This window comes from Jutongia sp. (assembly GCF_057878315.1).
This window is the reverse complement of record NZ_DBLXSO010000043.1, coordinates 1-25,928: the sequence shown is the minus strand read 5'-3', so window position 1 is coordinate 25,928 and position 25,928 is coordinate 1. Positions and strand designations below refer to the sequence as shown.

The 25,928-nt window shown below is 45.1% G+C and carries 35 protein-coding genes; 31 read left to right on the top strand and 4 right to left on the bottom strand.

Annotated features, from left to right (window positions below; all coding sequences use genetic code 11):
- Positions 1-824 precede the first annotated feature (824 nt).
- The 4 genes from ACZLMD_RS10120 to murC all read right to left on the bottom strand — a co-directional run bounded on the left by ACZLMD_RS10120 (position 825) and on the right by murC (position 6,123).
- Positions 825-1,997, bottom strand: a complete 1,173-nt coding sequence (locus ACZLMD_RS10120) for a ribose-phosphate pyrophosphokinase (RefSeq protein WP_455057139.1) — start codon at positions 1,995-1,997, stop codon at positions 825-827.
- 30 nt (positions 1,998-2,027) lie between these two features.
- Positions 2,028-3,116 (bottom strand): ATP-binding protein, encoded by a 1,089-nt coding sequence (locus tag ACZLMD_RS10115; RefSeq protein ID WP_455057140.1) that lies wholly within the window; start codon positions 3,114-3,116, stop codon positions 2,028-2,030.
- A gap of 26 nt (positions 3,117-3,142) precedes the next feature.
- On the bottom strand, positions 3,143-4,486 hold the full coding sequence (locus ACZLMD_RS10110) for a DnaD domain protein (RefSeq protein ID WP_022306344.1): 1,344 nt from the start codon (positions 4,484-4,486) through the stop codon (positions 3,143-3,145).
- A 257-nt stretch (positions 4,487-4,743) separates the two neighbouring features.
- Positions 4,744-6,123 carry a UDP-N-acetylmuramate--L-alanine ligase gene (gene murC / locus ACZLMD_RS10105; protein ID WP_455057142.1) on the bottom strand — a complete coding sequence of 460 codons (1,380 nt, stop codon included), beginning with the start codon at positions 6,121-6,123 and terminating at the stop codon, positions 4,744-4,746.
- 319 nt (positions 6,124-6,442) lie between these two features.
- Between murC and ACZLMD_RS10100 the strand changes: the two genes are divergently transcribed.
- The 31 genes from ACZLMD_RS10100 to rpmJ all read left to right on the top strand — a co-directional run.
- The gene (locus tag ACZLMD_RS10100) at positions 6,443-7,717 is read left to right on the top strand and encodes a glucose-1-phosphate adenylyltransferase (RefSeq protein ID WP_199877036.1); all 1,275 of its coding nucleotides are present in this window, start codon (positions 6,443-6,445) and stop codon (positions 7,715-7,717) included.
- Positions 7,714-8,835, top strand: coding sequence for a glucose-1-phosphate adenylyltransferase subunit GlgD (gene glgD, locus ACZLMD_RS10095; protein WP_022306341.1), 1,122 nt, complete (start codon positions 7,714-7,716; stop codon positions 8,833-8,835). The genes ACZLMD_RS10100 and glgD overlap by 4 nt, the downstream gene beginning before the upstream one ends.
- A gap of 79 nt (positions 8,836-8,914) precedes the next feature.
- Positions 8,915-9,199: a septation regulator SpoVG gene (spoVG, locus tag ACZLMD_RS10090; protein ID WP_022306340.1), complete on the top strand. Its 285-nt coding sequence runs from the start codon at positions 8,915-8,917 to the stop codon at positions 9,197-9,199.
- A 160-nt stretch (positions 9,200-9,359) separates the two neighbouring features.
- Positions 9,360-11,174: a methyl-accepting chemotaxis protein gene (locus tag ACZLMD_RS10085; RefSeq protein ID WP_489495650.1), complete on the top strand. Its 1,815-nt coding sequence runs from the start codon at positions 9,360-9,362 to the stop codon at positions 11,172-11,174.
- Positions 11,175-11,620: 446 nt separating this feature from the next.
- Complete coding sequence (rpsJ, locus tag ACZLMD_RS10080) at positions 11,621-11,935, top strand: 30S ribosomal protein S10 (RefSeq protein ID WP_022306338.1); 315 nt, start codon at positions 11,621-11,623, stop codon at positions 11,933-11,935.
- 156 nt (positions 11,936-12,091) lie between these two features.
- Positions 12,092-12,775 (top strand): 50S ribosomal protein L3, encoded by a 684-nt coding sequence (rplC, locus tag ACZLMD_RS10075; RefSeq protein WP_022306337.1) that lies wholly within the window; start codon positions 12,092-12,094, stop codon positions 12,773-12,775.
- A gap of 26 nt (positions 12,776-12,801) precedes the next feature.
- On the top strand, positions 12,802-13,425 hold the full coding sequence (gene rplD / locus ACZLMD_RS10070) for a 50S ribosomal protein L4 (protein ID WP_489495649.1): 624 nt from the start codon (positions 12,802-12,804) through the stop codon (positions 13,423-13,425).
- Positions 13,425-13,724: a 50S ribosomal protein L23 gene (gene rplW, locus ACZLMD_RS10065; RefSeq protein WP_489495648.1), complete on the top strand. Its 300-nt coding sequence runs from the start codon at positions 13,425-13,427 to the stop codon at positions 13,722-13,724. Before rplD ends, rplW begins: the two co-directional genes overlap by 1 nt.
- A gap of 76 nt (positions 13,725-13,800) precedes the next feature.
- Positions 13,801-14,646, top strand: coding sequence for a 50S ribosomal protein L2 (gene rplB, locus ACZLMD_RS10060; RefSeq protein WP_022306334.1), 846 nt, complete (start codon positions 13,801-13,803; stop codon positions 14,644-14,646).
- Positions 14,647-14,705: 59 nt separating this feature from the next.
- The gene (rpsS, locus tag ACZLMD_RS10055; RefSeq protein ID WP_022306333.1) at positions 14,706-14,981 is read left to right on the top strand and encodes a 30S ribosomal protein S19; all 276 of its coding nucleotides are present in this window, start codon (positions 14,706-14,708) and stop codon (positions 14,979-14,981) included.
- Positions 14,982-15,036: 55 nt separating this feature from the next.
- Positions 15,037-15,426 (top strand): 50S ribosomal protein L22, encoded by a 390-nt coding sequence (gene rplV / locus ACZLMD_RS10050; protein ID WP_022306332.1) that lies wholly within the window; start codon positions 15,037-15,039, stop codon positions 15,424-15,426.
- 50 nt (positions 15,427-15,476) lie between these two features.
- Positions 15,477-16,142 (top strand): 30S ribosomal protein S3, encoded by a 666-nt coding sequence (gene rpsC / locus ACZLMD_RS10045; RefSeq protein WP_022306331.1) that lies wholly within the window; start codon positions 15,477-15,479, stop codon positions 16,140-16,142.
- The gene (gene rplP, locus ACZLMD_RS10040; RefSeq protein WP_022306330.1) at positions 16,142-16,579 is read left to right on the top strand and encodes a 50S ribosomal protein L16; all 438 of its coding nucleotides are present in this window, start codon (positions 16,142-16,144) and stop codon (positions 16,577-16,579) included. The genes rpsC and rplP overlap by 1 nt, the downstream gene beginning before the upstream one ends.
- Positions 16,580-16,586: 7 nt before the next feature.
- Complete coding sequence (gene rpmC / locus ACZLMD_RS10035; protein WP_199877037.1) at positions 16,587-16,766, top strand: 50S ribosomal protein L29; 180 nt, start codon at positions 16,587-16,589, stop codon at positions 16,764-16,766.
- Positions 16,767-16,802: 36 nt separating this feature from the next.
- Positions 16,803-17,060, top strand: a complete 258-nt coding sequence (gene rpsQ, locus ACZLMD_RS10030; protein WP_178655120.1) for a 30S ribosomal protein S17 — start codon at positions 16,803-16,805, stop codon at positions 17,058-17,060.
- A 40-nt stretch (positions 17,061-17,100) separates the two neighbouring features.
- Positions 17,101-17,469 carry a 50S ribosomal protein L14 gene (gene rplN, locus ACZLMD_RS10025; protein WP_022306327.1) on the top strand — a complete coding sequence of 123 codons (369 nt, stop codon included), beginning with the start codon at positions 17,101-17,103 and terminating at the stop codon, positions 17,467-17,469.
- A 14-nt stretch (positions 17,470-17,483) separates the two neighbouring features.
- Positions 17,484-17,789, top strand: a complete 306-nt coding sequence (rplX, locus tag ACZLMD_RS10020; RefSeq protein ID WP_022306326.1) for a 50S ribosomal protein L24 — start codon at positions 17,484-17,486, stop codon at positions 17,787-17,789.
- Positions 17,790-17,813: 24 nt separating this feature from the next.
- Positions 17,814-18,353, top strand: a complete 540-nt coding sequence (gene rplE / locus ACZLMD_RS10015) for a 50S ribosomal protein L5 (RefSeq protein ID WP_022306325.1) — start codon at positions 17,814-17,816, stop codon at positions 18,351-18,353.
- A gap of 12 nt (positions 18,354-18,365) precedes the next feature.
- On the top strand, positions 18,366-18,551 hold the full coding sequence (locus ACZLMD_RS10010; protein ID WP_022014871.1) for a type Z 30S ribosomal protein S14: 186 nt from the start codon (positions 18,366-18,368) through the stop codon (positions 18,549-18,551).
- A 14-nt stretch (positions 18,552-18,565) separates the two neighbouring features.
- Positions 18,566-18,967 carry a 30S ribosomal protein S8 gene (gene rpsH, locus ACZLMD_RS10005; RefSeq protein ID WP_022306324.1) on the top strand — a complete coding sequence of 134 codons (402 nt, stop codon included), beginning with the start codon at positions 18,566-18,568 and terminating at the stop codon, positions 18,965-18,967.
- Between the two features lie 52 nt (positions 18,968-19,019).
- The gene (gene rplF, locus ACZLMD_RS10000; RefSeq protein WP_022306323.1) at positions 19,020-19,562 is read left to right on the top strand and encodes a 50S ribosomal protein L6; all 543 of its coding nucleotides are present in this window, start codon (positions 19,020-19,022) and stop codon (positions 19,560-19,562) included.
- A 20-nt stretch (positions 19,563-19,582) separates the two neighbouring features.
- Entirely contained in the window at positions 19,583-19,951 is a 369-nt protein-coding gene (rplR, locus tag ACZLMD_RS09995; protein WP_022306322.1) for a 50S ribosomal protein L18, read from the top strand.
- 17 nt (positions 19,952-19,968) lie between these two features.
- Positions 19,969-20,478: a 30S ribosomal protein S5 gene (gene rpsE / locus ACZLMD_RS09990; RefSeq protein WP_022306321.1), complete on the top strand. Its 510-nt coding sequence runs from the start codon at positions 19,969-19,971 to the stop codon at positions 20,476-20,478.
- Between the two features lie 13 nt (positions 20,479-20,491).
- Complete coding sequence (gene rpmD, locus ACZLMD_RS09985; RefSeq protein ID WP_022306320.1) at positions 20,492-20,674, top strand: 50S ribosomal protein L30; 183 nt, start codon at positions 20,492-20,494, stop codon at positions 20,672-20,674.
- 273 nt (positions 20,675-20,947) lie between these two features.
- Positions 20,948-21,388, top strand: coding sequence for a 50S ribosomal protein L15 (gene rplO / locus ACZLMD_RS09980; RefSeq protein ID WP_022306319.1), 441 nt, complete (start codon positions 20,948-20,950; stop codon positions 21,386-21,388).
- A 2-nt stretch (positions 21,389-21,390) separates the two neighbouring features.
- On the top strand, positions 21,391-22,728 hold the full coding sequence (gene secY, locus ACZLMD_RS09975; protein WP_489495647.1) for a preprotein translocase subunit SecY: 1,338 nt from the start codon (positions 21,391-21,393) through the stop codon (positions 22,726-22,728).
- Positions 22,729-22,835: 107 nt separating this feature from the next.
- The gene (locus ACZLMD_RS09970) at positions 22,836-23,792 is read left to right on the top strand and encodes a glycosyltransferase family 2 protein (protein ID WP_118559025.1); all 957 of its coding nucleotides are present in this window, start codon (positions 22,836-22,838) and stop codon (positions 23,790-23,792) included.
- A 155-nt stretch (positions 23,793-23,947) separates the two neighbouring features.
- Positions 23,948-24,595 (top strand): adenylate kinase, encoded by a 648-nt coding sequence (locus ACZLMD_RS09965; RefSeq protein WP_022306316.1) that lies wholly within the window; start codon positions 23,948-23,950, stop codon positions 24,593-24,595.
- An 82-nt stretch (positions 24,596-24,677) separates the two neighbouring features.
- Entirely contained in the window at positions 24,678-25,463 is a 786-nt protein-coding gene (map, locus tag ACZLMD_RS09960; RefSeq protein ID WP_118559024.1) for a type I methionyl aminopeptidase, read from the top strand.
- Between the two features lie 13 nt (positions 25,464-25,476).
- The gene (gene infA / locus ACZLMD_RS09955) at positions 25,477-25,695 is read left to right on the top strand and encodes a translation initiation factor IF-1 (RefSeq protein WP_022013568.1); all 219 of its coding nucleotides are present in this window, start codon (positions 25,477-25,479) and stop codon (positions 25,693-25,695) included.
- Positions 25,696-25,856: 161 nt separating this feature from the next.
- Positions 25,857-25,928: 50S ribosomal protein L36 (gene rpmJ, locus ACZLMD_RS09950; RefSeq protein ID WP_489495651.1), on the top strand; the 72-nt coding region annotated here is incomplete at its 3' end.

The following is a 25,928-nucleotide window of genomic DNA, read 5'->3' as shown; positions in this document are numbered from 1 at the left end:
GCTCAGTCGTACGGATGCGTATTTATCAAAGCCTTGCAAAGCAAAGACTTTTCAGAAATCCTACTGATCTGCGTCAATTTTAATACCACCAGCTCACGGTTTCGTCAGATATCCTGAGGCAAAAATCTATATTAATTTTCCTCGGACATAAGAAATAGTATGGGCGCAGTGATATATTTTATGTGCGAAGTTTGAGTAAATTACTAAGACTTCCCATACCTCAAATTGATGTATTCCCATAAGAAATATCAAGGCATACTCCGATTTATTCCGCCGGAATTTTTCGTGATTTATTTTGACAGTCATCTGTTTCCCGAATACATGAAAAGCCCGATGCATAATGCACCGGGCTTTTCACAGTAACACTCAAAGGAGTGGTCATGAAACAGAGGGAGCTGCCTCATGACCGAAAATGAAAAAAATGAAAAAGAATCTATAACAAACATTAGTCAGTCGGCTTATTTATTGTTGATAAATTCATTATAAGAAGGAGTTGTGTTGTAATATTGTTCAATTTATAAAAAAAGTGTGAACTTTCCAAACTGGCACGAAAAAATAGTCAAAAACACGGGAAAAGAGCATTAAAGCCATAGAAAGGGCAAAAACAGCGTTTGACTTTTGATCTCTGCCTTGCGACTTTTCAATATAAAAAGGAGTTCTGAATTATCTCAAAACTCCTTTGAAGTCATACGTTCATTATTCTAAAAGCCGGATGCCTCACACTTTCGTTATTTCGGAATTAGGATGCTTTGCTTCGGACTTCATGCCTTCGTCATTCCAAAAGTTGGATGCGATGCATCTGTCAGGCGTGTATGTTAAGTTTCCTATCTCTGACCGTACTTTACCAGAATGTTCTGAATACGCTCGGTAGGATTCAGCAGGTCGCTGATGGACTGATCGTGATTTAAGGTATCGATCAGAAGAGCGACATACTTGCTCATGTCAACGGAGATGTAATAGTCTCTGGACAGAAGCTCCTGTGGCTGGTATACCAGATTGGTGGTCATAACACGGTAGATCAGACCCTGCTCTACTGCTTCGTCAAACTTGTCCATACCATTTGTGAACAGACCGAAGGTGGCTGCTACGAAGATACGGTTCGCTTTACGGCGTTTCAGCTCTGTTGCTACGTCGATCATACTCTCGCCGGAGGAGATCATATCATCAATGATGATGACATCCTTGCCCTCAAGGTCAGCACCGAGGAACTCATGAGCGATGATCGGGTTACGACCGTCGACAATCTTGCTGTAGTCGCGGCGCTTGTAGAACATTCCGACATCGATGCCGAGAACGTTTGCATAGTAAACGGCTCTGCCGAGAGCACCCTCATCCGGGCTGATTACCATCAGATTCTGTGCATCGATCCTGATGTCAGGCACATTCTTGAGAAGCGCCTTGATGAACTGATAGGTTGGCTGAACCGTCTCGAAGCTCTTGAGAGGAATCGCATTCTGCACGCGAGGGTCGTGTGCATCGAAGGTGATAATACTCTCAACGCCCATCTGTGTCAGCTCCTGCAGTGCCAGAGCGCAGTCAAGAGACTCTCGGCTGGAACGGCGGTGCTGACGGCTTTCATACAAAAATGGCATCATAACAGTGATACGTCTTGCCTTGCCTCCGACAGCGGCGATCAGACGCTTCAGATCCTGATAATGATCGTCTGGAGACATGTGGTTTACCTGACCGCATACCTTGTAGGTCAGGCTGTAGTTGCAGACATCAACCAGTAAAAAGAGGTCATCGCCTCGAACAGACTCGCGGATCAGTCCCTTGGCTTCGCCGGAACCGAAACGTGGACAAACACAGTCGATCAGATAAGAATCCTTGCTGTAGCCGGCGATGGAAGAAGCGGGTGCTTCCATGCGGGAACGTTCCTGACGCCATTCTACGATGTAGTCATTGACACGCTGTCCCATTTCTTTGCTGCTTTCCAGAGCTAAGATTCCCAGATTGCCAACAGGTATTGTTTCTGCCAATTTGTCATGTCGTTTCATGTTATGAAATCCTCCATTCTTGCATGTGAATTATATAGTTTTCGGGGTGTGATTCCGGAACCTTTTTAGAGGTCGGATGTCATTCCCGATAATCTTACAGAAGTTATAGTAGCCGGTAAAACGGGAGAAGATACGCTCGCCGTACCGGTCGTGCAATTCCTGAAATGCCAGATTCGTAGACAGGATCGTGGATCTTTGCTGCAGGTGTCTCTCTTCAATGAAGTGATAAAGCTCGGAGGTTGTAAAGCTGTTGGTAAGCTCCGTTCCGAGATCATCAATAATGAGAAGATCGCTGTGGATCAGGTAGTCCATTTTGACCTGAATCTGTTCGCTTTCTTCTCCTTTGCCAAACCTGCCTTTCTCTAAAATATCAAATAGCTGTAAAGAAGTCAAGTAAACGACCGTGTGACCGGAGTCCAGAAGCTCCTTGGCAATACAGTGAGTCAGGAAGGTTTTGCCGACACCGGTGGGACCGTAAAATATGAGATTATCGTATGCATCGTCAAAATGCCTGATAAAATCAAGACAGATATCCCTAAGCTTCGTGATATTTTCCTTTGGAGTTAGAGAAAGATTATCATCAACGGTTGTGTCATCGTAGTAATCGCTGCGGAATGTATCAAAATTCTCCTCCAGTAAAATATCGCTCAGATTCGCATTGGCATAGAGAAAATCGGCCTGTGCCTTTGTCAGACAATGGCAGGGCTTGGAGCCGATGTAGCCGGTATCGTGACAGTCCGGACAGCTGTAGATCGGAGAGAGATAGTCACGGGGATATCCGTGCTTCTCCAGAAGATCCTGCTTCTTCTCGGCAAGCTCTTTCATATGGAGCATATACTGCGCCGCAGTGGAAGAGGCACTGTCCGGCTGAAGAAGCTCGCTGCGCGCCTGCTGGAAGGAAAGATGGATGATCTCTCCCTGCAGCTTTTCAATCTCCGGGATTTCTTTGTGAATGGATGCTGTGCGCTCATCAAGGATCCGCTGATTCTTCATGCGTGTACGGTCATATTTTTCCATGATATTGCCATACTGGCTTGCTGAGATACCCATGCTATGCTTTCCTTTCTTATTAGATGCTGTGATGCCGAAGCTGATGACTCCTGCATTATGATCTGACATCTGAGGCGATGATCCCTTACGTCATACTAGACATGAAGAAGCTGCTTTTCGAGCGCGTCGGCCTCCTTCCGGGACAGCCCATGCTGTACCATGCCCGACTTGTTGCCGTGCTGTGCGGCTGTTGCCTGTCTCTTTGCGGCTTTCTCTCTGGCAAAGTCCTCGTCTGCCTTGTGAACATCCTGAAGTGTGTGGACGCCGGTGCGATACCAGCGCTCAAGGATTCCGTCAGCATACTTGAAATCGCCGTGCTGAAGCTTTAACATTGTGCGGTTGCATGCCTCAAGGATAACGCTCAGATCCATTTGCCACTGGTTCTGCCAGCGGTCAACAAATTCCCTCTCGATAGCGGCGAGCGTGCGCCCAAGTGCCATAGATTTGGAAATGGCGGTGTAGGTTGCATTGTACTCCATAGAAGCATTCTGCGCATCCTCGGTGGTCTTGACACCTTTCTCATCCCAGGCGAGTGCGACCGTCTGGATATAGGAGATATTAGTCTTGCCGAGCCCGATACAGTATTCGTACAGATGCAGTATCAGCTCGGAAGAAAAATGAAGTGTATCATATAAATATGTAACAAACTCTAATTCCTTCGGCTTGATCGGATGCCTGAGGTAACTCTCAACGATATCGCATGTCCAGCAGAAATCATCGTTGCCGGCAAGACGATTCATCTGCTCGGTTGTTACGGTTGGTGCCGGAAGCTTGTCTGCGGAGGCGGTCGTGCTGCCGGTGGCTTTTGAAGCGGCAGGGGAAGTATGTCTGCCGGTCTGCACTGCGGAATCTGCCGGGGGAACCGGTCTGTCAGTCTGTGTTCCGGAAGCTGTCACTGCAGCCGAAGTATCTGACTGCTTCGGAGAAGCAGCGGTCTTTGAGGAAACGTGCTTTGCTGTGCCGTTCGAAGCAGCCTCTGCTTCTGCGGACTTCGACGCGTCTGCCTTACCGGTGGAACCCCTGACAGAGGTACCGGTCACTGCTTCGGCTCTGCCGGATGATTTCATGATCGGTGTCATCGTACTTTCAGTGTGTGATGCGCTGCCGGTCATCGGTGCAGCCGTATCTGTCACAAGCTCATCCGGATTAAGAACATCGATGCCGAGGATCTCAGAACCGTCCTCACTGCGTGTGATGCGTAAAAGACCCTGCTTCTCCCAGTAATTCAGCGCGCGGATGATATCCTTCTCGGTATTCTCCATCTGGTCTGCCAGCGAGGAGATCGACAGATCGTCCTGTCCTGCCTGAATACATTTGGAAAGGTAAAGATACACCTTCACATAGCTGCCGTTTGCTCTGAGCATATATTTCTCGATAAATGTATTGTGAATCGAAGTGACCAACGGGATATGGTTGGAACACAACAAAATATTATCCATGAAAATCCTCCGTTCTCAGCGAAATCTCCGCAGAAATCCCGCATTCTGTATCAGTCTGTACCCTATAATAACACAAAGAAAAAAACTTGCAAACACCGATAAACAGTGGATTTGTGTGGATTTAAAAATGTGGATAATGTGAATGAAAATTAGCGCCTTCGACGAAAACCCCATAAATTCATAGGTTTTTACCAAAAAAATTATCCACAATAATTGTCGACAGTTTTTGACAAAAAATTGTGGATAATGTGGATAACTTATTTATTTACCAGATCTTCTCCGATAGATACTACGTTACCGGCACCCATAGTTATCAACAAGTCCCCGTTGATACATTTTTCTGATAAAAATTTTTCGATTTCTTCAAAAGAAGGAAAATAGTAGGCGTCCTTGCCGAGCTTTTTGAGTTCTTCCTGCAGCGTGCGGGAGGAGATATCGCCCGGATCTGCCTCGCGTGCGGCGTAGATGTCTGCCAGCACGACATTCTCTGCCTGGGACAGTGCCTGTGCAAACTCCTTTAACAGGGCACGGGTTCTTGAGTAGGTGTGTGGCTGGAATACGCACCACAGATGCTTGTGTGGATACTTCTCTGCAGCAGTCAGTGTCGCTGTGATCTCTGTCGGATGGTGTGCATAATCGTCCACGACAGTCACTCCGTTGAAAGATCCCTTCAGCTCGAAACGGCGCTCGGTTCCTTCGAAAGCAAGAAGTCCCTTCCGGATGGAATCCATATCAATGTGGTAATACTGTGCCAGCGCGATGGCGGACAGTGCATTGGCAATGTTGTGGCGACCGATCACATGCAGGTCGATGTGCGCCTCCTTTGTGCCGTTGCAGATCAGGTCGAAGTGACCGTAGCCGTGCTCGTCGAAGCTGATATTATCTGCGAAGTAATCACATTCCTTTGTCAGACCGAAGGTGATCACCGGGCAGTCAAGATTGTCGGTAATCTCGTCAAGTGCAGGAATCTCGCCATTAATGATCAGCACACCGTTTGAAGGGAGCAGCCCGGCAAAGCGGCGGAAGGAATGGCGGATATCGTTGATATCCTTGAAAAAGTCCAGATGATCCGCATCAATATTTAGGATGATGCCGGCGGTCGGATGGAATTTTAGGAAGCTGTTCGTATATTCGCATGCCTCCGTGATGAAATCGTCCGAATGACCAACGCGGATATTGCCGTTGATCGCTTTGAGGATGCCTCCGACAGAGATGGTCGGATCCTTCTGTGCCTCCAGAAAGATATGCGATACCATGGAGGTTGTCGTTGTCTTTCCGTGCGTGCCGGAGATGGCGATCGCATTCTGATAATTCTTCATGACCTGACCGACCATTTCTGCACGTTCCATCATAGGGATGCCCATTGCCTTGGCTGCCTTAAATTCCGGATTGTCCGGGTGAATGGCTGCCGTGTAGACAACCAGATCGATGTCATTTGTAATATTTTCGGTGGACTGGCCATATATTATATCGATACCAAGTGACTGCAGATGATCCGTGATCTTGCTTTCGTGGGCATCTGAGCCATGTACCTGAAAACCGTAATCGTGCAGAAGCTGGGCAAATCCACTCATGCTGATGCCGCCGATTCCGATGAAATATACATTTGCCGGATGGTTAAAGTCGATTTGATACATAATAAAAACCACGCCTTTCTTCTATGTAATATGTAATGTTCTTACAATATTATAACGAATAGGAGGAAAAATACAATTCTTTTGTGTCATATTTATTCGGAATTTCGTCAGTGTGTGATTGATTTATGTTTTTGTGGGATTCGGCGGCGCCATTGTGCATTTTTTTTGTGAAAAAGGAGGTGATTATGCAAAATTTTGGCAAAAATTGGTCGAAATGTATAAAAAATAGAAAAAATTAACAAATTATTTGTCAAATTTATTCCCATTTTATGGAAGGTGTGTTATAATACAATTATTCTGAACAACAAGGGGTGATATCGTGATAAAGAAAGAAATGATTGCAATGTTACTGGCAGGTGGTCAGGGCTCTCGTCTTGGAGTACTCACAGCAGATGTTGCAAAGCCTGCAGTTGCATTTGGTGGCAAGTATCGTATTATCGACTTTCCATTGAGTAACTGTATTAATTCGGGGGTTGATACAGTTGGTGTCCTGACACAGTATCAGCCGTTGCGTCTGAATACTCACATTGGAATCGGTATTCCGTGGGATTTGGACAGAAATGTCGGGGGAGTTTCCATTCTGCCGCCGTACGAGAAGAGTACGAGCAGTGAATGGTATACAGGAACTGCAAATGCGATTTATCAGAACTTACGGTATATGGAACAGTATAATCCTGACTATGTACTTATTTTGGGTGGAGATCACATTTATAAGATGGATTACGAGGTGATGCTCGATTTCCATAAAGCCAACAATGCTGATGTTACGTTAGCGACGATTCCTGTTCCGCTGGAAGAAGCAAGCCGTTTTGGTGTAGTTATTACGGATGAGAACAAGAAGATCCAGGAGTTTGAGGAGAAGCCGGAGCATCCGCGCAGCAATCTCGCATCCATGGGTATCTACATATTCTCATGGCCGGTACTGCGTGAGGCACTGCTGAAGCTGAAGGATCAGCCGGCGTGTGATTTCGGTAAGCATATTATTCCTTATTGCCATGAGCAGGGCAAGCGTATCTTTGCATACGAGTACAATGGATACTGGAAGGATGTTGGAACACTTGGCTCTTATTGGGAATCCAACATGGAGCTGATCGATCTGATTCCTGTCTTTAACCTTTATGAGGAGTTCTGGAAGATCTACACGAAGAGTGACCGTATTCCGCCGCAGTATATTGCGAAGGATGCAATTGTGGACAAGGCAATCATCGGCGAAGGCTGTGAGATTTATGGAGAGGTTCATAACTCGGTGATCGGCTGTGGTGTCACGATCGAAGCGGGAGCGGTTGTACGGGATTCCATCATTATGAGTTCTACCACGATCGGTGCCGGGACAACGGTTGACAAGTCTATCATTGCAGAGGGCGTTACTGTTGGCAAGAACTGTGAGTTGGGCATCGGTGAAGAGAAAGAAAATAAAGTAAAACCTAGCGTTTATGCGTTTGGTCTGGTAACCATCGGAGAGGATTCTGTGATTCCGGATGGCGTCAAGATTGGAAAGAATACAGCAATTTCCGGCGTGACAGAGCCGGCAGATTATCCGAACGGTCTTTTGGACGGCGGTGAGACTTTGATTAAGGTAGGTGACAGAGAATGAGAGCGATAGGTATTGTATTAGCTGGTGGTAATAGCAGCAGAATGAAGGAGCTTTCCAACAAGAGAGCAATCGCTGCAATGCCAATAGCCGGCAGCTTCCGAAGCATTGATTTTACATTAAGTAATATGACAAACTCACATATTCAGAAGGTGGCTGTGTTTACACAATATAATGCAAAGTCGCTGAATGAGCACCTGAATTCCTCTAAATGGTGGGACTTTGGTAGAAAGCAGGGGGGATTATATGTATTCACCCCTACCACTACACCGGAGAACAGCTACTGGTATCGCGGAACCGCTGATGCGATCGCACAGAACATCGGATTCCTTAAGAGTAGTCATGAGCCTTATGTTGTTATTGCATCCGGTGATGGTGTGTACAAGATGGACTACAATAAAGTCCTTGAGTATCATATTGCAAAGAAAGCAGATTTTACGGTTGTTACAACTGATATGAATGAGAAGGATGATCCAAGCCGTTTTGGCGTGATCTCAACCGATATGGACGGGCGTATCGTCAACTTCGAGGAGAAGCCGATCCAGGCGAAGGGACAGCAGGTTTCTGCGGGAATCTATATTGTCCGCCGCCGTCTTCTGATCGAATTGATCGAGAAGGCCGATCAGGAGGAGAGATACGATTTTGTAAAGGACATCCTGATCCGTTACAAGGATATCAAGAAGATCTACGCATATAAGATGGATACATATTGGAGTAATATTTCCAGCGTGGAATCTTATTTCCGTACCAATATGGACTTCCTGAAGCCGGAGATCCGTGATTACTTCTTCAAGCAGTATCCGGATGTATATTCCAAGGTACAGGATCTGCCGCCTGCAAAATATAACGCAGGATCAGATGTCAGAAACAGTCTTGTATCAAGTGGATGTATCATCAATGGACAGGTAGAGGATTCCATCCTGTTCAAGGAAGTTTATGTTGGAAATAACTGTGTGATCAAGAACTCAATCATTTTGAATGATGTTTACATTGGAGACAATACACATATTGAGAATTGTATCGTAGAAAGCAGAGATACGATTCGCGCTAATACAGAGTATATTGGTGAGAATGGACAGATTCGTATCGTGATTGAGAAGAATGAGCGTTATGCACTTTGATGCCGGACGCGAATGAATAAAGGGGAGAGGTTACCTCGTATTTAAGTAGAATTTGTCTGGAATCAAAGGGGGTTCAAACATGCAGATAACAGATGTGCGTATTCGCAAGATCTCAAAAGAAGGGAAAATGAAGGCAATCGTTTCTATTACTCTTGATGGTGAGTTTGTTGTTCACGACATCAAGGTGATCGAAGGCGAGAAAGGTCTTTTTATTGCGATGCCTAGCAGACGCGCAGGAGATGGAGAATATCGTGATATTGCTCACCCGATCAATTCCCAGACGCGGGAGATGATCCAGAATATCATTTTGGAAAGGTATGAAGCTGTGCTGGAGGAGGACGAGACCGACAGCGCACAGATCTGACCTTAAAGCCCGGAGGGGCAGCAACACAAGAGGGAGATCTTAGAACGGCAGTAAAATGCTGAATATGGGGAAGGTGAATTCACAATATACACCATAAAACGGAGACGGGGGAGTGCCTGTCTCCGTTTTCGACAAAAGAAAGTAGGGCAGACATATGAAAATGAAACCAAAGAAACTGAAAACAAAGAAAATGAAACCAAAGAAACTGAAAACAAACAAGCGGGCGAAAGCGGGAATGCGCAAGAAGATAGACATGAATTCCGTGAAGTGGAAGGTAATGGTGCCGATTACAATGCTCGGCGCGATGCTTTTGATCTGCAGTATCCTCTGTATTGGTCAGCTGCGTGGAATGCTCCGCTCGAGCCAGACGATCTCTGACCGCTATGCGCAGAATATTACAAAGCTTGGCGAGATCGCAGAGGATTTCCAGTCGCTTCACCGTGTGATCTATGAGCATTGTCTGACAAGTGACAGTGCATCGCTGGAGAATCTCTCGACAGAAGCAAGTACCCTTCGCAGCAACATTCAGACTGCCAATATCGAGTACGAGGAGATGATGGGAAAGGGCAGTGAGACGGAGAATTTCCAGAAGTTTGAACAGGACTACGAAGAATATCTCACAAACTTTGAGCAGGCAATCCGCCTGAGTAATAAGGGCAGGAAGGATGATGCGCAGAATCTTGCAAATGGAACGCTGAGTACACTCGGAAGTGACCTGTCTGATCAGATCAGCGAATTGATTCAATATAATAAGAAGGGAATGGATTCGGCAATCGTAAAGCAGAAGAGAAAATATAACTCTTCCTTATTTATAGTGGCAATTCTTCTGATCCTCGGTATGATCGTGGATGTTCTTGGTGTGACGATCAGCCACCGTTACATCAGCCTCCCGCTTGGCAGAATTGACGGGAAGTTGTCCAAGATTGTCGACGATGTCCAGTCGGGTCATGGTGATCTGACGGAGCGAATCTCCGTGGACAGCCGGGATGAGATGGGCAAGATTGCAAAAGGAATTAATGTATTCCTCGAGGCATTACAGACAATCATGAAGGAGATCACTACAAGTGCTGCCAGTCTGGATGAGATCGTCGGTAAGGTATCCGACCATGTAGCGACGGCGAATGACAGCTCTGCGGACATCTCTGCATTGATGCAGCAGCTTGCCGCTTCCATGCAGGAGATTTCTTCAACTATTTCAAATATCAGCGAAAATGCAACTGATGTGAATGGCAATGTGATCGAGCTGGCAAATGCCTCCGGTGACCTGCAGCAGTATGCGGCTGAAATGCGCGTGCGTGCAGAAAAGCTGGAAAGCACAGCGGTTGAAACGAAGAAAAATACCAGCGTTGTGGTGAATGATATCATCAAAAAGCTGGAGGAGGCAATCGAAGGAAGCAAGAGCGTTGAGACAGTTAATGAGCTGACCAATGAGATTTTAAGCATTTCCAGCCAGACCAATCTGCTTGCGCTCAATGCTGCAATTGAGGCAGCACGTGCCGGTGAAGCCGGAAGAGGCTTTGCGGTTGTTGCGGACGAGATCAGTAATCTGGCGGAGGAAAGCCGTAAAGCAGCCAACAACATCCAGAATATCAATCAGGTCGTTGTGGGTGCCGTTGAAGAGCTGACTGAACAGGCGAGAGCAATTGCTTCCTATATAATGGAGAACATTTCGACGGATTATGATGACTTTGTGGCATCCGGTGCACAGTATAAAGAGGATGCTGTGCATGTTGATGAGATCGTTACGCGGTTCCACCGCATGGCAGACGAGGCGCAGGTGCTTGTAGATAATATTACCCGCGCGATCCAGGGGATCAGTGCTGCAGTGGATGAGAGTGCGAACGGTGTGGGGTCTGCTGCAACTAATACTGCAGATCTGGTGCAGGGTATTGGTTCGATCTCTGCACAGATGAAAGAGAACAAAGAGATCGCTGAAAAATTAAATGACGAAGCCGGAAAATTCGAACGTGTCTAATGCGAGCCGTCACCGAATCGGGAGTTGTGCAAATTGACAACAACCGGTTTTGGTGGCGGATTTTTTTGTGCAAATCGTAGAAAAATAAAAAAAGATGAAAAAAACGAAAAAAAACCTTGAAAAGCCTGTAAAATCTTGCTACAATAGCAAATGCTGTGACATTGATAGCTGTGAAGCGCGAGGTTGCTGTCATCTGGTAACGAATGACAGGTTTTCCGTGGAGCGAATGTCAAGTTAGGAAACTGGCGACAAGTCACTGTACCAATTTAACAATCCGTGTGAGCGGATAAGAACAGAAGGGAAGTCCTGCGTTACCCGATGTGATTCAACAGGACACACCCGGATAAGTGTACAGTCACCACTTGTTGCGCTATTACAACGAGCATGATTCGATGCCAATCAGATCAGTTTGCTCGCAAAAGTGCGAAAAGGAGGCGGCTTTTTTTATGGCTAACGTAATGAGAATTACACTGAAGGCGTATGACCACAATCAGATTGATCATGCTGCTGGGAAGATTATTGAGACGGCAAAGAAGACTGGCGCTAATGTAAGCGGTCCGGTACCTCTTCCGACAAAGAAGGAAGTAGTTACAATTCTTCGTGCTGTTCACAAGTACAAAGATTCCAGAGAGCAGTTTGAGCAGAGAACTCACAAGAGACTGATTGATGTTATCGCTCCAACACAGAAGACCATCGAAGCATTAACAAAGATGGAGATTCCTTCCGGTGTAGCTGTACAGCTCAAGATGAAGGAAAAGTAAGATTAAATGAGAAAGTCCTTAGGGTTTATATAAACTGAGTTTTTTGAATCAAACTTGCACATTATAGACCGTCTAGGATGAATACGATTCCAACCGGCAGCGTGGGCTGTGCGAGCCAATCGTATTCCGCTGTAGATTAACAGGAGGTGCAACATTATGAAGAAAGCTATTTTAGCAACGAAGATCGGTATGACACAGATCTTCAACGAGAACGGAGTATTAACTCCGGTAACTGTACTTCAGGCAGGTCCTTGCTTCGTAACACAGGTAAAGACAGTCGAGAATGATGGGTACAGTGCAGTGCAGGTAGGATATGTTGATAAGAAGGATAAGGTTATCAGCAAGGATTCTACAGGCAAGAAGGAAGTAAAGAGAAGTCATGGCGTAAACAAGCCTCTTCAGGGACACTTCGCAAAAGCAGGAGTATCCGGCAAAAGATATCTGAAAGAGTTTAAGTTTGAGGACGCTGAGGAGTACACACTTGGTCAGGAGATCAAGGCTGACATTTTTGAAGCCGGAGATAAGATCGATGCAAGCGGCACTACAAAGGGAAAAGGTTTCCAGGGTGCAATCAAGAGACATGGTCTCCACAGAGGACCTATGGGACATGGTTCCAAGTTCCACAGACATGCAGGTTCCAACGGTGCTTGTTCTGATCCTAGCCGTGTATTCAAGGGCAAGAAGATGCCTGGTCAGATGGGTGGCGTTAAGAGAACGATCCAGAATCTTGAAATCGTTCGCGTAGACGCAGAGCAGAATCTCATCCTGGTTAAGGGCGCAGTTCCCGGACCAAAGAAATCTGTTGTGACCATCAAGGAAAGCGTTAAAACTGCTAAATAATTCTTTTGGAAAGGAGGAACACACAGATGGCTAACGTATCTGTTTATAATATGGAAGGCAGCGAAGTTGGAAAGATTGATCTTAACGATAGCGTATTCGCTGTTGATGTAAATGAGCATTTGATGCATATGGCTGTTGTATTACAGCTTGCAAATAAACGTCAGGGCACTCAGAAGGCTAAGACACGTTCTGAGGTGAGCGGTGGCGGAAGAAAGCCATGGAGACAGAAGGGAACAGGTCATGCAAGACAGGGTTCCACAAGATCTCCACAGTGGACAGGCGGTGGAGTTGTATTTGCTCCAACACCGAGAGATTATTCATTCAAGATGAATAAGAAAGAGAAGGCCGGTGCAATTAAATCCGCACTGACAACAAAGGTAAACGAGGAGAAATTCTTCGTAATGGATTCTTTGAAGTTTGATGAGATCAAGACAAAGAAGATGGTAGGCGTTCTTGATGCATTAAAGGTAAACAAAGCACTCGTTGTACTTGACGGCGAGGACAATGACAACGTAGAGGTTTCTGCAAGAAACATCGCCGGAGTCAGAACGGTTTACTCCAACGCAATCAACGTATATGACATTCTGAAGTATGATACAATCATCATCACAAAGAGTGCTGTAGCAAAGCTTGAGGAGGTGTACGCATAATGGCAGATTTGAAATATTATGATGTTATCCAGAAGCCAATCGTGACAGAGAAGTCCATGGCATCTATGGAAGAGAAAAAGTACACATTCGCTGTTCATCCGGATGCTACAAAGAGCCAGGTGAAAGAAGCTGTTGAGAAGCTTTTCGACGGAACAAAGGTTTTAAAGGTAAACACAATGAACTGTGACGGTAAGACTCGTCGCCGTGGAAGAACTCAGGGTAAGACAGCTAAGTATAAGAAAGCGATTGTACAGCTTACAGAGGACAGCAAGGATATCGAGATCTTTGAGGGACTGTAAAATCTGAGTAAGACCTAAAACGCCTGGAAAACCTATCGGGCGGATCAAATATAAGTATTTGAAAGGAGAAAATGTCATGGGAATTAAAACATTTAACCCATATACACCTTCCAGAAGACATATGACTACAATGGATCGTGCTGAGATTACAGCTACAACTCCTGAGAAGTCACTGACCGTGTCTTTAAAGAAGAACGCCGGACGTAATGCACAGGGTAAGATCACTGTAAGACATCGTGGTGGCGGATCAAGAAGAAAATACAGAATTATCGATTTTAAGAGAAATAAGGATGGTATTCCGGCAATTGTTAAGACAATCGAGTACGATCCAAACAGAACAGCAAATATCGCACTGATCAGCTATGCAGATGGTCAGAAGGCATATATCCTCGCTCCGGAGGGACTGAAGGTTGGTCAGAAGATCATGAACGGTCCTGAGGCAGAGATCGCAGTAGGAAACGCACTTCCACTTCAGAACATTCCAGTAGGTTCTCAGGTTCATAACATTGAGCTTTACCCTGGAAAAGGTGGTCAGCTTGTTCGTTCCGCTGGTAACAGCGCACAGCTGATGGCTAAGGAAGGTAAGTATGCAACACTTCGTCTTCCTTCAGGCGAGATGAGAATGGTTCCTATTGTATGCCGCGCAACAATCGGTGTTGTAGGAAATGGTGAGCATGCACTTGTTAATATCGGTAAGGCAGGACGTAAGCGTCACATGGGTATCAGACCTACTGTTCGTGGTTCTGTTATGAACCCTAACGACCATCCACACGGTGGTGGTGAAGGTAAGACAGGTATCGGCCGTCCGGGTCCATGTACTCCTTGGGGCAAGCCTGCACTTGGCTTAAAGACACGTAAGAAGAACAATAAGTCAAATAAACTGATCGTAAGAAGAAGAGACGGAAAGGCTTTGGCTAAATAATAAGTCAAAGCAGTCTGCTTGAAGATTGGATTAGCCGTTAAGGCAGAATGGAGGATACAATGGCACGTTCATTAAAGAAAGGACCTTTCATCGATGCAAGCCTTGAGAAAAAGGTAAACGCTGCAGTCGCATCCGGTGATAAGGCAGTGATCAAAACATGGTCTCGTCGTTCCACTATTTTCCCATCATTCGTAGGATTGACATTTGCTGTACATGACGGTAGAAAGCATGTACCTGTATATGTTACCGAGGATATGGTAGGACACAAGCTCGGCGAGTTCGTAGCTACCAGAACCTACAGAGGTCACGGTAAGGACGAGAAGAAGGGCCGTTAGTCATTGATGACGGCGGAGAGATAAATTAACAGAGAATCGAAAGGAGGCTTCACAAATGGCTAAGGGGCATAGATCTCAGATTAAGAGAGAGAGAAATGAGAACCAGAAAGACACCAGACCTTCAGCTAAGTTATCTTATGCAAGAGTTTCAGTTCAGAAGGCTTGTTATGTGTTAGATGCCATCAGAGGCAAAGATGTAGAGACAGCAATCGGTATTTTGACATATAATCCAAGATATGCGTCCAGCATTATCTTAAAGTTATTACAGTCTGCAGTTGCAAATGCTGAGAACAACAATGGTATGAATCCTGAGAATTTGTACATTGAAGAGTGTTATGCAAATAAAGGACCGACAATGAAGAGAATCAAACCAAGAGCGCAGGGTAGAGCATACCGTATTGAGAAGAGAATGAGTCATATCACGATCGTACTCAACGAGCGCTAATCATAAGTTTGCTTCAGATCAGAATTTTTGATCTGTGAAAGGAGATTAAAATGGGACAGAAGGTTAATCCTCATGGTTTAAGAGTCGGTGTTATCAGTGACTGGGATTCCAATTGGTTTGCAGAGGGTAAATTTGCAGACTATCTTGTAGAAGATTACAAGATCAGAGAATTTGTAAAGAAGAAATTATACAGCGCTGGTATTTCAAAGATCGAGATTGAGAGACCGACAGATAAAGTAAGAGTTATCATTCATACAGCAAAGCCTGGATTCGTAATCGGTAAGGGCGGTGCTGAGATTGAGAATCTGAAGAAAGAGTTATTAAAGGTTTTAGATCGCAAGGTTGCATTGGATATCAAGATCATGGACATCAAGAATCCGGACAGCCATGCGCAGTTAGTAGCAGAGAATATTGCGCAGCAGCTTGAGAATCGTATCTCCTTCCGTCGTGCAATGAAGTCTGCAATGGGCAGAACGATGAAGACAGGCGCAAAGGGTGTGAAGGCATCTTGCTCCGGACGTCTGGGCGGTGCTGATATGGCTCGTACAGAGTTCTACAGCGAGGGTACAATTCCTCTTCAGACACTTCGTGCTGATATTGATTATGGCTTCGCTGAGGCTGACACAACTTATGGTAAGGTTGGTGTTAAGGTATGGGTTTACCATGGTGAAGTTCTTCCAACCAAGAATAACAAAAAGGAAGGGAGCGATAAATAATGTTAATGCCAAAGAGAGTAAAACATCGCAAGCAGTTCCGCGGTAGAATGACAGGAAAAGCGCTCAGAGGAAACAAGATCACAAATGGTGATTTTGGTATCGTGGCTTTAGAGCCGGCATGGATCAAATCCAACCAGATTGAGGCAGCCCGTATTGCGATGACACGTTATATCAAGCGTGGTGGTAAAGTTTGGATCAAGATTTTCCCTGACAAGCCAGTAACAAAGACTCCTGCCGAGACTCGAATGGGTAAAGGTAAAGGTGCGCTGGAGTACTGGGTAGCTGTTGTAAAACCTGGTCGTGTAATGTTCGAGATTTCAGGTGTATCAGAAGAGGTAGCAAGAGAGGCTTTACGTCTTGCAACTCATAAGTTGCCTGTTAAATGTAAGGTCGTATCTCGTGCAGACTTAGAAGGAGGTGCGGGCAGTGAAGAGTAAGCAGTTTATGGAAGAATTGAAAAGTAAGTCCGTTACAGAATTAAATGAAGATTTAGTTGCTGCAAAGAAAGAGCTGTTCAATCTGAAGTTCCAGAATGCAACAAATCAGCTGGATAATACGAGCCGTATTAAGGAAGTTAAGAAGAATATCGCAAGAATTCAGACAGTGCTCGCATCCCAGAACTAATTCATTTGATAGAAGCCCTATGGAAAGGAGGACACGATCGTGGAGAGAAATCTTAGAAAGACTCGTGTAGGTAAAGTAGTAAGTGATAAGATGGATAAGACAATCGTTGTTGCAGTTGTTGATAACGTTAAGCATCCACTTTATAACAAGATCATCAAGAGAACTCGTAAGCTGAAAGCTCATGATGAGGAGAATACATGCAAGATCGGTGACAGAGTAAGAGTAATGGAGACCAGACCTTTGTCTAAGGACAAGAGATGGAGACTGGTAGAGGTTATCGAGAAAGCAAAATAATTGTGAGCCGGGTATTAGACGGCAGAATATGGAGGTAATTATGATACAGCAGGAATCAAGACTGAAAGTAGCTGATAATACAGGTGCTAAAGAGCTTCTTTGTATCAGAGTTATGGGTGGTTCAACCAGAAGATATGCAAGTATCGGTGACGTCATCGTTGCTTCTGTAAAAGATGCAACACCAGGCGGTGTTGTAAAGAAGGGTGATGTCGTTAAGGCTGTTGTAGTTCGTACAGTAAACAGCACTCGTCGTCCTGATGGATCCTACATCAAGTTTGATGAGAATGCAGCCGTTATCATCCGTGACGACAAGACACCAAGAGGTACACGTATCTTTGGACCAGTCGCAAGAGAGTTGAGAGATAAGCAGTTCATGAAAATTGTTTCATTAGCACCGGAAGTATTATAAGGAGGGTATCGACAATGGCAACAAGTAAGATTAAAAAAGGCGATACCGTAAAAGTAATCGCCGGTAAAGATAAAGGCCGTGAGGGCAAGGTAACATCCGTTAAGGATGGCAAGGTTATTATCGAGGGAATCAACCAGGTAACAAAGCATACAAAGCCAAATCAGGCAAATCCTCAGGGCGGCATCGTTCAGAAGTCAGCTCCTCTGGATATTTCAAACGTAATGTATGTGAGCAAGGGAAAGGTTTCCCGTGTTGGCTTTAAGGTAGAGGACGGTAAGAAGGTTCGCTACGCAAAGGCAACAGGTGAAGTAATCGACTAATAACTGGAAAGGAGGCAATCTAACGTGGCTCGTTTAAAAGAAAAGTATAACAACGAAATCGTTGATGCAATGACCAAGAGATTTGGTTATGAAAATATAATGCAGGTACCTAAGCTCGAGAAGATCGTAGTAAACATGGGTGTCGGCGAAGCAAAAGAGAACTCCAAGATTTTGGATTCTGCAATTGCTGATTTGGAAAAGATCACAGGTCAGAAGGCCGTTACAACAAAGGCAAAGAATTCTGTCGCAAACTTCAAGATTCGTGAGGGAATGCCAATCGGATGTAAGGTAACACTCCGTGGTGAGAAAATGTATGAGTTCCTGGATCGTCTTGTAAACCTCGCACTGCCACGAGTTCGTGACTTTAGAGGTGTTAATCCTAACGCATTCGACGGTAGAGGTAACTACGCTCTTGGTATCAAGGAGCAGTTAATCTTCCCTGAGATCGAGTATGATAAGGTTGACAAGGTCAGAGGTATGGACATTATCGTTGTAACTACCGCTGAGACTGATGAAGAAGCTCGTGAATTATTGGCACAGTTCGGTATGCCATTCAAGAAGTAAGGAGGGAATCTCATGGCTAAGACTTCTATGAAAGTTAAGCAGCAGCGTAAGGCAAAGTTCTCTACAAGAGAATATAGTCGTTGCAGAATTTGTGGTCGCCCACATGCTTATTTAAGAAAATACGGAATCTGCAGAATCTGCTTCCGTGAATTAGCATACAAGGGACAGATCCCAGGCGTGAAGAAAGCAAGCTGGTAAGGAGGTAAAACAAGATGATGACGAGCGATCCAATTGCAGATATGCTTACAAGAATCCGTAATGCCAATACTGCAAAGCATGATACAGTAGATGTACCAAGCTCAAAGATGAAGATCTCTATCGCTGAGATCCTTCTCAAAGAGGGTTATATCAAGAAATATGACGTGATTGACGTTGACGGAATTAAGACAATTCATATCACATTAAAATATGGCGCAGACAAGAACGATAAGATTATCACCGGTCTCAAGAGAATTTCTAAGCCGGGTCTTAGAGTTTATGCTGGCAAGGATGAGCTTCCAAAGGTTCTCGGAGGACTTGGAATTGCTATCATTTCTACCAACAAGGGAGTTATGACAGACAAGGAAGCTAGAAAAGAAAACGTTGGCGGTGAAGTACTGGCATTTGTCTGGTAATCATACCAGAAAGTCAGCCACCCATTAAACCAAGAATATGGAGGTGCACGGCATGTCACGAATCGGAAAAATGCCTATCGCGATACCGGCTGGTGTAACAGTTGATATTGCAGAAAATAATAAAGTGACTGTAAAGGGACCAAAGGGAACACTTGAGAGAGTGCTTCCTGCAGAGATGGAGATCAAGAAAGAGGGAGACGAGATCATCGTTAACCGTCCAAACGATCTTAAGAAGATGAAATCTCTCCATGGTCTTACAAGAACTCTGATCAACAACATGGTTGTTGGTGTAACAGAGGGATATGAGAAGAAGCTCGAAGTTAACGGTGTTGGTTACAGAGCTGTAAAGAAGGGGAAGCTTCTTACGCTGTCCCTGGGATACTCTCATCCGGTAGAGATGGAAGATCCTGAAGGAATCGAAGTTGTAGTTGAGGACGCTAACACACTGGTTGTTAAGGGAATCGACAAGGAAAAGGTTGGCCAATACGCTGCTGAAATCAGAGAGAAGAGAGCTCCGGAGCCTTATAAGGGTAAAGGTATTAAGTATGCTGATGAAGTAATCAGACGTAAGGTTGGTAAGACCGGTAAGAAATAATATAAAGGAGTGAAAATACGATGATTAAGAAGCAGTCAAGAAGTGATGTTCGTGTGAAGAAACACATGAAGGTTCGTAATCGTCTTTCAGGCACAGCTGAGAGACCACGTTTAGCTGTATTTAGAAGCAATAATCATATGTACGCACAGGTTATTGATGATACCGTAGGAAATACTCTGGTTTTCGCTTCTACCCTTCAGAAAGATGTGAAGGACGGTCTTGAGAAGACAAATAACGTAGATGCAGCAGCAAAGCTTGGTGAGATCATCGCCAAGAAAGCTTTGGATAAAGGAATTAACACAGTAGTATTTGACCGTGGCGGTTTTGTATATCAGGGCAAGGTAAAAGCTTTGGCTGAGGCAGCCAGAGAAGCAGGCTTGAATTTCTAAGATTAGGAGGAGAACTCATGAAACGTACAATTATTGACCCAAGCCAGTTAGAGCTGGAAGATAATGTAGTAACGATTAAGCGTGTAACCAAGGTTGTTAAGGGTGGACGTAATATGAGATTTACTGCATTAGTAGTAGTTGGCGATAAGAACGGACATGTAGGTGCTGGTCTGGGTAAGGCCACAGAGATTCCTGAGGCTATCCGTAAAGGAAAAGAAGCTGCAGAGAAGAACCTTGTCGAAGTTCCTATCGATGAGAACGGAAGCGTACCACATGACTTCAATGGTAAGTTCGGTAGCGCATCTGTATTGATTAAAAAGGCTCCAGAAGGTACTGGAATCATCGCCGGTGGTCCGGCACGTGCCGTACTTGAGCTTGCAGGATACAAGAACATTCGTACAAAGTCTCTTGGTTCAAACAACAAGCAGAACGTTGTACTTGCAGCGATCGAGGGACTTAAGAATCTTAAGACTCCTGAGGAAGTTGCAAAGGCTCGTGGTATTTCTGTAGAAGAGCTGTTAGGCTAAAAGGAGGATCAAAATGGCAGGAAAGTTAAAGGTTACATTAGTGAAATCTACGATCGGTGCCATTCCAAAGCATCGTGCAACAGTGGAAGCGCTCGGCTTAAAGAAACTCAATAAGTCAGTTGAGCTTCCTGACAATGATGCAGTCAGAGGAATGATCTGGCATGTAAAGCATCTTGTAAAGGTAGAAGAGATCTAAGCAGGATATATGTCAAACGAAAGAAATGTCTCATTTTATGGGGCATTTTTTTCGTAGTCAATTTTTTTGGAATAAGGCTTTTCATGACGCAAATTATGTGTTATGATATATGATGTGTCGCTTTGCAGACACATGTAACAATTGCGAGGGTAAATGAGATCACCGTTCTCATTTAAGGGGTATTGGTCATACCCTGCGTCAGAATCGGTCAATCCGCAAAATGACCGTGGATGCGCATAGCCCGTTAGTATTTATAATCAGGAGGTAATTACAATGAATTTATCAACACTCAGACCAGCAGAAGGCTCAAAGCAGAGCAACAATTTCAGAAGAGGCCGTGGTCATGGATCAGGAAACGGTAAGACAGCAGGTAAGGGACATAAGGGTCAGAAGGCACGTTCAGGTGCTCCACGTCCGGGTTTTGAAGGTGGTCAGATGCCACTGTACAGACGTATTCCTAAGAGAGGTTTCACAAACATCAACTCTAAGGAGATCGTTGCAATCAATGTAGATAAGCTTAACAAGTTTGAAGACGGTGCAGTAGTTACTGTAGCTGCTTTACTTGAGGCAGGTGTTATCAGTAATCCTAAGGATGGAGTTAAGATACTCGGAAATGGAGAATTAACTAAGAAGCTTACAGTTCAGGTAAATGCATTCAGTAAGAGTGCTGCTGAGAAGATTGAGGCTCTTGGTGGAAAAGCTGAGGTGATCTAAGGATGTTCGAAACAGTCCGCAATGCATTTAAGATTAAGGATTTGAGGAAAAAGATCCTCTACACACTCTTCATTCTTGTCGTAGTGCGTATCGGATGTCAGCTTCCTATCCCGGGTGTAGATGCCGACTACATTTCACAGTGGTTCGCAGATCAGAACTCCCTGGATTTCTTTAATCAGTTGACCGGTGGTTCCTTTGAGAAAATGTCTATTTTCGCACTGAACATTACACCGTATATCACATCTTCCATTATCTTACAGTTGCTCACGATTGCAATTCCTCGTCTCGAGGAGCTGCATAAGGACGGCGAAGAGGGAAGAAAGAAGATCTCTGAGTATACGAGATATGTAACAATCGTACTTTCTCTGATGGAAAGTGCCGCAATGGCAATCGGTTTTGCCAGCCAGGGTCTCCTGACAGACGGGGCTACATTTACATCCATCACAGTTTGTATCGTATCCATGACAGCAGGTTCTGCTCTTTTAATGTGGCTTGGTGAGCAGATTACAGAGCATGGTGTTGGAAACGGTATTTCAATCATCCTGTTATACAACATCGTGTCACGTATGCCTGAGGACGTAAGTTCCCTGTTCAACAAGTTCGTCAAGAACGCTTCTACAACAGTGAACAGTCTGCTGGCTGCTGTTATTATTATCGGAGTGCTTGTAGCAATGGTTGTTTTCATCATCTATCTTTCCGATGGTGAGAGAAGAATCAGTGTACAGTATTCTCAGAAGACAAGAGGCCGCAAGCTTGTTGGCGGACAGTCTTCACATATTCCGCTTAAGGTAAACACAGCAGGCGTTATCCCGGTAATCTTTGCCGGATCCCTGTTCTCAATGCCTATTGTTATCGCAAACTTCGCAGGTCTTCAGCCGGCATCCGGTGCAGGCGCATCTTTATTCCAGAAGTTCCTCAAGGTTCTGAACCAGAACGCATGGTGCAACTTCGAGAGCTTTGGCGAGTTTAAGTATACATTAGGTCTTGTTGTATATATTGCATTGATCATTTTCTTTGCTTACTTCTACACATCAATCACTTTCAATCCACAGGAGATTGCCATGAACATGAAGAAGCAGGGAGGATTCATTCCGGGTATCCGTCCGGGAAAACCGACGATGGATTATCTGACCAGTGTACTCAACAGCATCATCTTCATTGGTGCGACAGGTCTGTCAATCGCTTCACTTGTACCGATTTTCTTCTCGGGAGCATTTGGTGCTGATGTATCTTTCGGTGGAACATCAATGATCATTATCGTAGGTGTTGTTATCGAGACATTGAAGCAGATCGAGTCACAGATGCTGGTTCGTCATTACAGAGGTTTCATCAGCGAGTAATTATCGCGTATTGTCTTTTGTGATGACTGCATAAGAGATATGGAATCCCCGCACCCAGGCGCAGCCACTGCCCGGATGTGGGGATTTTTTCAGAAAAGAGGGACAATATGGAAAAACCAATCTTATATATTGTGATACCTTGTTACAACGAGGAAGAAGTGCTGCCGATCACCAGTGGGGAATTTCTGGCGAAGATCAATTCGCTGGCATCGAAGGACAAGATCAGTGAAGACAGCCGTGTGCTTTTCGTCAATGACGGAAGCAAGGACCGGACCTGGGAGATCATCAAAGAGCTTTCCAAAGAGGACGAACACTATATCGGAATCTCGCAGAGCCGCAATCGGGGTCATCAGAATGCTGTGCTGGCGGGACTCATGGAGGCAAAGGACAAGGCGGATATTACGATCTCCATCGACTGTGACGGACAGGATGACATCAATGCGATGGACGATATGGTGGATGCGTATCTGGACGGCTGTGAGATTGTTTACGGCGTCCGCAGCAAGCGTGATACGGATACGTTCTTTAAGAGAGCGACAGCGCAGGGATTTTACAAGCTGTTAAATGTCATGGGGGCAGAGGTGGTCTATAATCATGCCGATTACCGTCTGGTGTCCTCCAGAGTGCTGCATGAGTTTGCAAATTTCAAGGAGGTCAATCTGTATCTGCGCGGCATGTTTCCGCTGGTGGGCTTCAAAAGCACAAGCGTGTATTATGAGCGCCACGAAAGGATTGCCGGTGAGAGCCATTATCCGCTCAGTAAGATGCTGGGACTTGCCTTTGACGGTATCACGAGCCTGAGCATCAAACCGATCCGGATCATCACCGGGATTGGCACTTTTATCTCACTGCTCAGCTTTCTGGCGATCATCTGGACGTTTATCATGTTCTATATGAAGCACAGTGTGGTCGGCTGGGCAAGTACAATCAGTATTATCTGCTTCATTGGCGGTGTGCAGCTGATCTGCCTCGGTGTTCTGGGCGAGTACATCGGCAAGATCTATATGGAAGTCAAGCACAGACCTCGTTACATCATCAGTGACAGAACAGAAGACGACAAATAAATATCCGTCTGCAGGCGGTTGGAGATGTGCAAAATACCGGTTCGCAGGCGGTCACAAAAAACGGTTGAAAAATAAACCGCCTTGGAGTATCATATACTATAGACGTCTTTTTGAAGATGTGAAGGGTATGATACACGTGAAAGGAGAATATATTCATGAAGATTATTATGTTGGGGGCACCAGGTGCCGGAAAGGGAACACACGCTGGCAAGATTTCAGAGAAATATGGCATTCCTCATATTTCCACCGGTGATATTTTCCGTGAGAATATCAAGAACGGTACAGAGCTTGGAAAGAAAGCAAAGGGCTATATGGATGCCGGAGAGCTTGTTCCGGATGAGCTTACCTGTGATCTTGTTGTAGACAGAATCCACCAGGACGATGCAAAGAACGGTTATGTACTCGATGGATTCCCAAGAACCATCCCTCAGGCTGAGGCGCTGACAAAGGCTCTGGCAGCTACCGGTGAGAAGGTTGATTATGCAATCGAGATCAATCTTGCAGATCAGGTGATCATTGATCGTATGAGCGGTAGAAGAGTATGCTCCTGCGGTGCAACCTATCATATTGTAAACATTCCTCCAAAGAAAGAAGGAATCTGCGATAAATGTGGTAAGGAGCTTGTGATCCGTAAGGATGATGAGCCTGAGACCGTTAAGAAGAGACTGGAAGTATATCATGAGCAGACAGCTCCATTGATCGACTATTATAAGAATGAAGGTATTCTCCGTGTTGTCGATGGAACAACAGGACTTGAACAGGGCTTCAAGGACATCTGCGCAATCCTGGATGGTGAGCAGTAAATAGAATCACACCGGCGGATTTCCAGCCGTGTCGGCGCGACGACTAAAAATTCATTATCAAGATGAGGAAAGAAGGCATAATATGTCAGTAACAATTAAATCAGAACACGAAATTGAACTTATGAGAGAGGCCGGAAGAATCCTGTCCATCGTTCATCAGGAGATGGCAAAGATCATTCGTCCGGGCATATCCACCATGGACATCAACCGCAAGGGCGAGGAAGTGATCCGTAGCTATGACTGCATTCCGTCCTTCCTGAATTATCAGGGATACCCGGCATCCATCTGTGTATCCGTCAACGATGAGGTCGTTCATGGCATTCCTAATAAGAAGAGGATCCTGCAGGAGGGCGATATCGTCAGTCTTGATGCGGGTGTTATTTATAAGGGGTATCATTCCGATGCTGCCAGAACGCATGCAGTCGGACAGATTTCCGAGGAGAACAGACGTCTCATCGATGTGACGCGCCAGAGCTTCTTCGAGGGCATCAAGTATGCCAAAGCAGGTAACCACCTCTTTGAGATTTCCAAAGCAGTTCAGGATTTTGCAGAGGCAAACGGATATGGAGTTGTACGTGATCTGGTTGGTCATGGTGTAGGTAAGGATCTCCATGAGGAGCCGCAGATTCCGAATTACAAACCGATCGGACGCGGTATGAAGCTTCGTCCGGGTATGACACTGGCGATCGAGCCGATGATCAATATCGGAACCTGGGAGGTATGGGTTCTTGAGGATGACTGGACCGTTGTAACACAGGATTCTCTGAACTCCGCACACTATGAGAATACGGTCCTGATCACCGAGGGTGAGCCGGAGTTATTATCTTATCCGGAATGGGATCATAATTATGAAACAATAAAGGCGTAAGAATGGAGGAAATATGTCAAAGGAAGATGTAATAGAAATTGAGGGTATTGTTGTAGAGAAGCTGCCCAATGCAATGTTTAAGGTAGAGCTGGAGAATGGTCATCAGGTACTGGCTCACATCAGCGGAAAGCTTCGCAAGAACTTTATCCGTATTTTGCCGGGCGATAAGGTGACAATGGAAATGTCTCCGTACGATCTGACAAAGGGACGTATTACCTGGAGAGACAAATAACCGGTACAGCCGGTAGGATGATCGGAGCTGTCCACAGCGTATATTGTGGACGGCTCCGTTTTCTTTTTGAATAATATGAAAAAAATAAAAAGTTTGTCTTGCAATGCCTAAAATTTTATGATATAGTGGTTAATGGACTTTTCTGAAAGGAGGTTATTGCTGTGAAAGTTAGATCTTCAGTAAAACCGATTTGTGAAAAATGTAAGGTCATCAAGAGAAAGGGGCGCGTCAGA

Bases quoted from the DNA above. Each gene is read 5' to 3' on its own strand.
- rplB (WP_022306334.1), top strand. From the start codon at position 13,801: ATGGGAATTAAAACATTTAACCCATATACACCTTCCAGAAGACATATG.
- rplN (WP_022306327.1), top strand. From the start codon at position 17,101: ATGATACAGCAGGAATCAAGACTGAAAGTAGCTGATAATACAGGTGCT.
- rpsS (WP_022306333.1), top strand. From the start codon at position 14,706: ATGGCACGTTCATTAAAGAAAGGACCTTTCATCGATGCAAGCCTTGAG.
- rplR (WP_022306322.1), top strand. From the start codon at position 19,583: ATGATTAAGAAGCAGTCAAGAAGTGATGTTCGTGTGAAGAAACACATG.
- rpmD (WP_022306320.1), top strand. From the start codon at position 20,492: ATGGCAGGAAAGTTAAAGGTTACATTAGTGAAATCTACGATCGGTGCC.
- ACZLMD_RS10010 (WP_022014871.1), top strand. From the start codon at position 18,366: ATGGCTAAGACTTCTATGAAAGTTAAGCAGCAGCGTAAGGCAAAGTTC.
- ACZLMD_RS10110 (WP_022306344.1), bottom strand. From the start codon at position 4,486: ATGGATAATATTTTGTTGTGTTCCAACCATATCCCGTTGGTCACTTCG.
- infA (WP_022013568.1), top strand. From the start codon at position 25,477: ATGTCAAAGGAAGATGTAATAGAAATTGAGGGTATTGTTGTAGAGAAG.
- rpsC (WP_022306331.1), top strand. From the start codon at position 15,477: ATGGGACAGAAGGTTAATCCTCATGGTTTAAGAGTCGGTGTTATCAGT.
- murC (WP_455057142.1), bottom strand. From the start codon at position 6,123: ATGTATCAAATCGACTTTAACCATCCGGCAAATGTATATTTCATCGGA.
- ACZLMD_RS10115 (WP_455057140.1), bottom strand. From the start codon at position 3,116: ATGTCAGATCATAATGCAGGAGTCATCAGCTTCGGCATCACAGCATCT.
- rplX (WP_022306326.1), top strand. From the start codon at position 17,484: ATGGCAACAAGTAAGATTAAAAAAGGCGATACCGTAAAAGTAATCGCC.
- ACZLMD_RS09970 (WP_118559025.1), top strand. From the start codon at position 22,836: ATGGAAAAACCAATCTTATATATTGTGATACCTTGTTACAACGAGGAA.
- rpsE (WP_022306321.1), top strand. From the start codon at position 19,969: ATGAAACGTACAATTATTGACCCAAGCCAGTTAGAGCTGGAAGATAAT.
- glgD (WP_022306341.1), top strand. From the start codon at position 7,714: ATGAGAGCGATAGGTATTGTATTAGCTGGTGGTAATAGCAGCAGAATG.
- spoVG (WP_022306340.1), top strand. From the start codon at position 8,915: ATGCAGATAACAGATGTGCGTATTCGCAAGATCTCAAAAGAAGGGAAA.
- rplD (WP_489495649.1), top strand. From the start codon at position 12,802: ATGGCTAACGTATCTGTTTATAATATGGAAGGCAGCGAAGTTGGAAAG.
- rplP (WP_022306330.1), top strand. From the start codon at position 16,142: ATGTTAATGCCAAAGAGAGTAAAACATCGCAAGCAGTTCCGCGGTAGA.
- rpmC (WP_199877037.1), top strand. From the start codon at position 16,587: ATGGAAGAATTGAAAAGTAAGTCCGTTACAGAATTAAATGAAGATTTA.
- secY (WP_489495647.1), top strand. From the start codon at position 21,391: ATGTTCGAAACAGTCCGCAATGCATTTAAGATTAAGGATTTGAGGAAA.
- rplF (WP_022306323.1), top strand. From the start codon at position 19,020: ATGTCACGAATCGGAAAAATGCCTATCGCGATACCGGCTGGTGTAACA.
- ACZLMD_RS10120 (WP_455057139.1), bottom strand. From the start codon at position 1,997: ATGAAACGACATGACAAATTGGCAGAAACAATACCTGTTGGCAATCTG.
- rplW (WP_489495648.1), top strand. From the start codon at position 13,425: ATGGCAGATTTGAAATATTATGATGTTATCCAGAAGCCAATCGTGACA.
- rpsJ (WP_022306338.1), top strand. From the start codon at position 11,621: ATGGCTAACGTAATGAGAATTACACTGAAGGCGTATGACCACAATCAG.
- rpsH (WP_022306324.1), top strand. From the start codon at position 18,566: ATGATGACGAGCGATCCAATTGCAGATATGCTTACAAGAATCCGTAAT.
- ACZLMD_RS10085 (WP_489495650.1), top strand. From the start codon at position 9,360: ATGAAACCAAAGAAACTGAAAACAAAGAAAATGAAACCAAAGAAACTG.
- rplC (WP_022306337.1), top strand. From the start codon at position 12,092: ATGAAGAAAGCTATTTTAGCAACGAAGATCGGTATGACACAGATCTTC.
- ACZLMD_RS09965 (WP_022306316.1), top strand. From the start codon at position 23,948: ATGAAGATTATTATGTTGGGGGCACCAGGTGCCGGAAAGGGAACACAC.
- map (WP_118559024.1), top strand. From the start codon at position 24,678: ATGTCAGTAACAATTAAATCAGAACACGAAATTGAACTTATGAGAGAG.
- rplO (WP_022306319.1), top strand. From the start codon at position 20,948: ATGAATTTATCAACACTCAGACCAGCAGAAGGCTCAAAGCAGAGCAAC.
- rplV (WP_022306332.1), top strand. From the start codon at position 15,037: ATGGCTAAGGGGCATAGATCTCAGATTAAGAGAGAGAGAAATGAGAAC.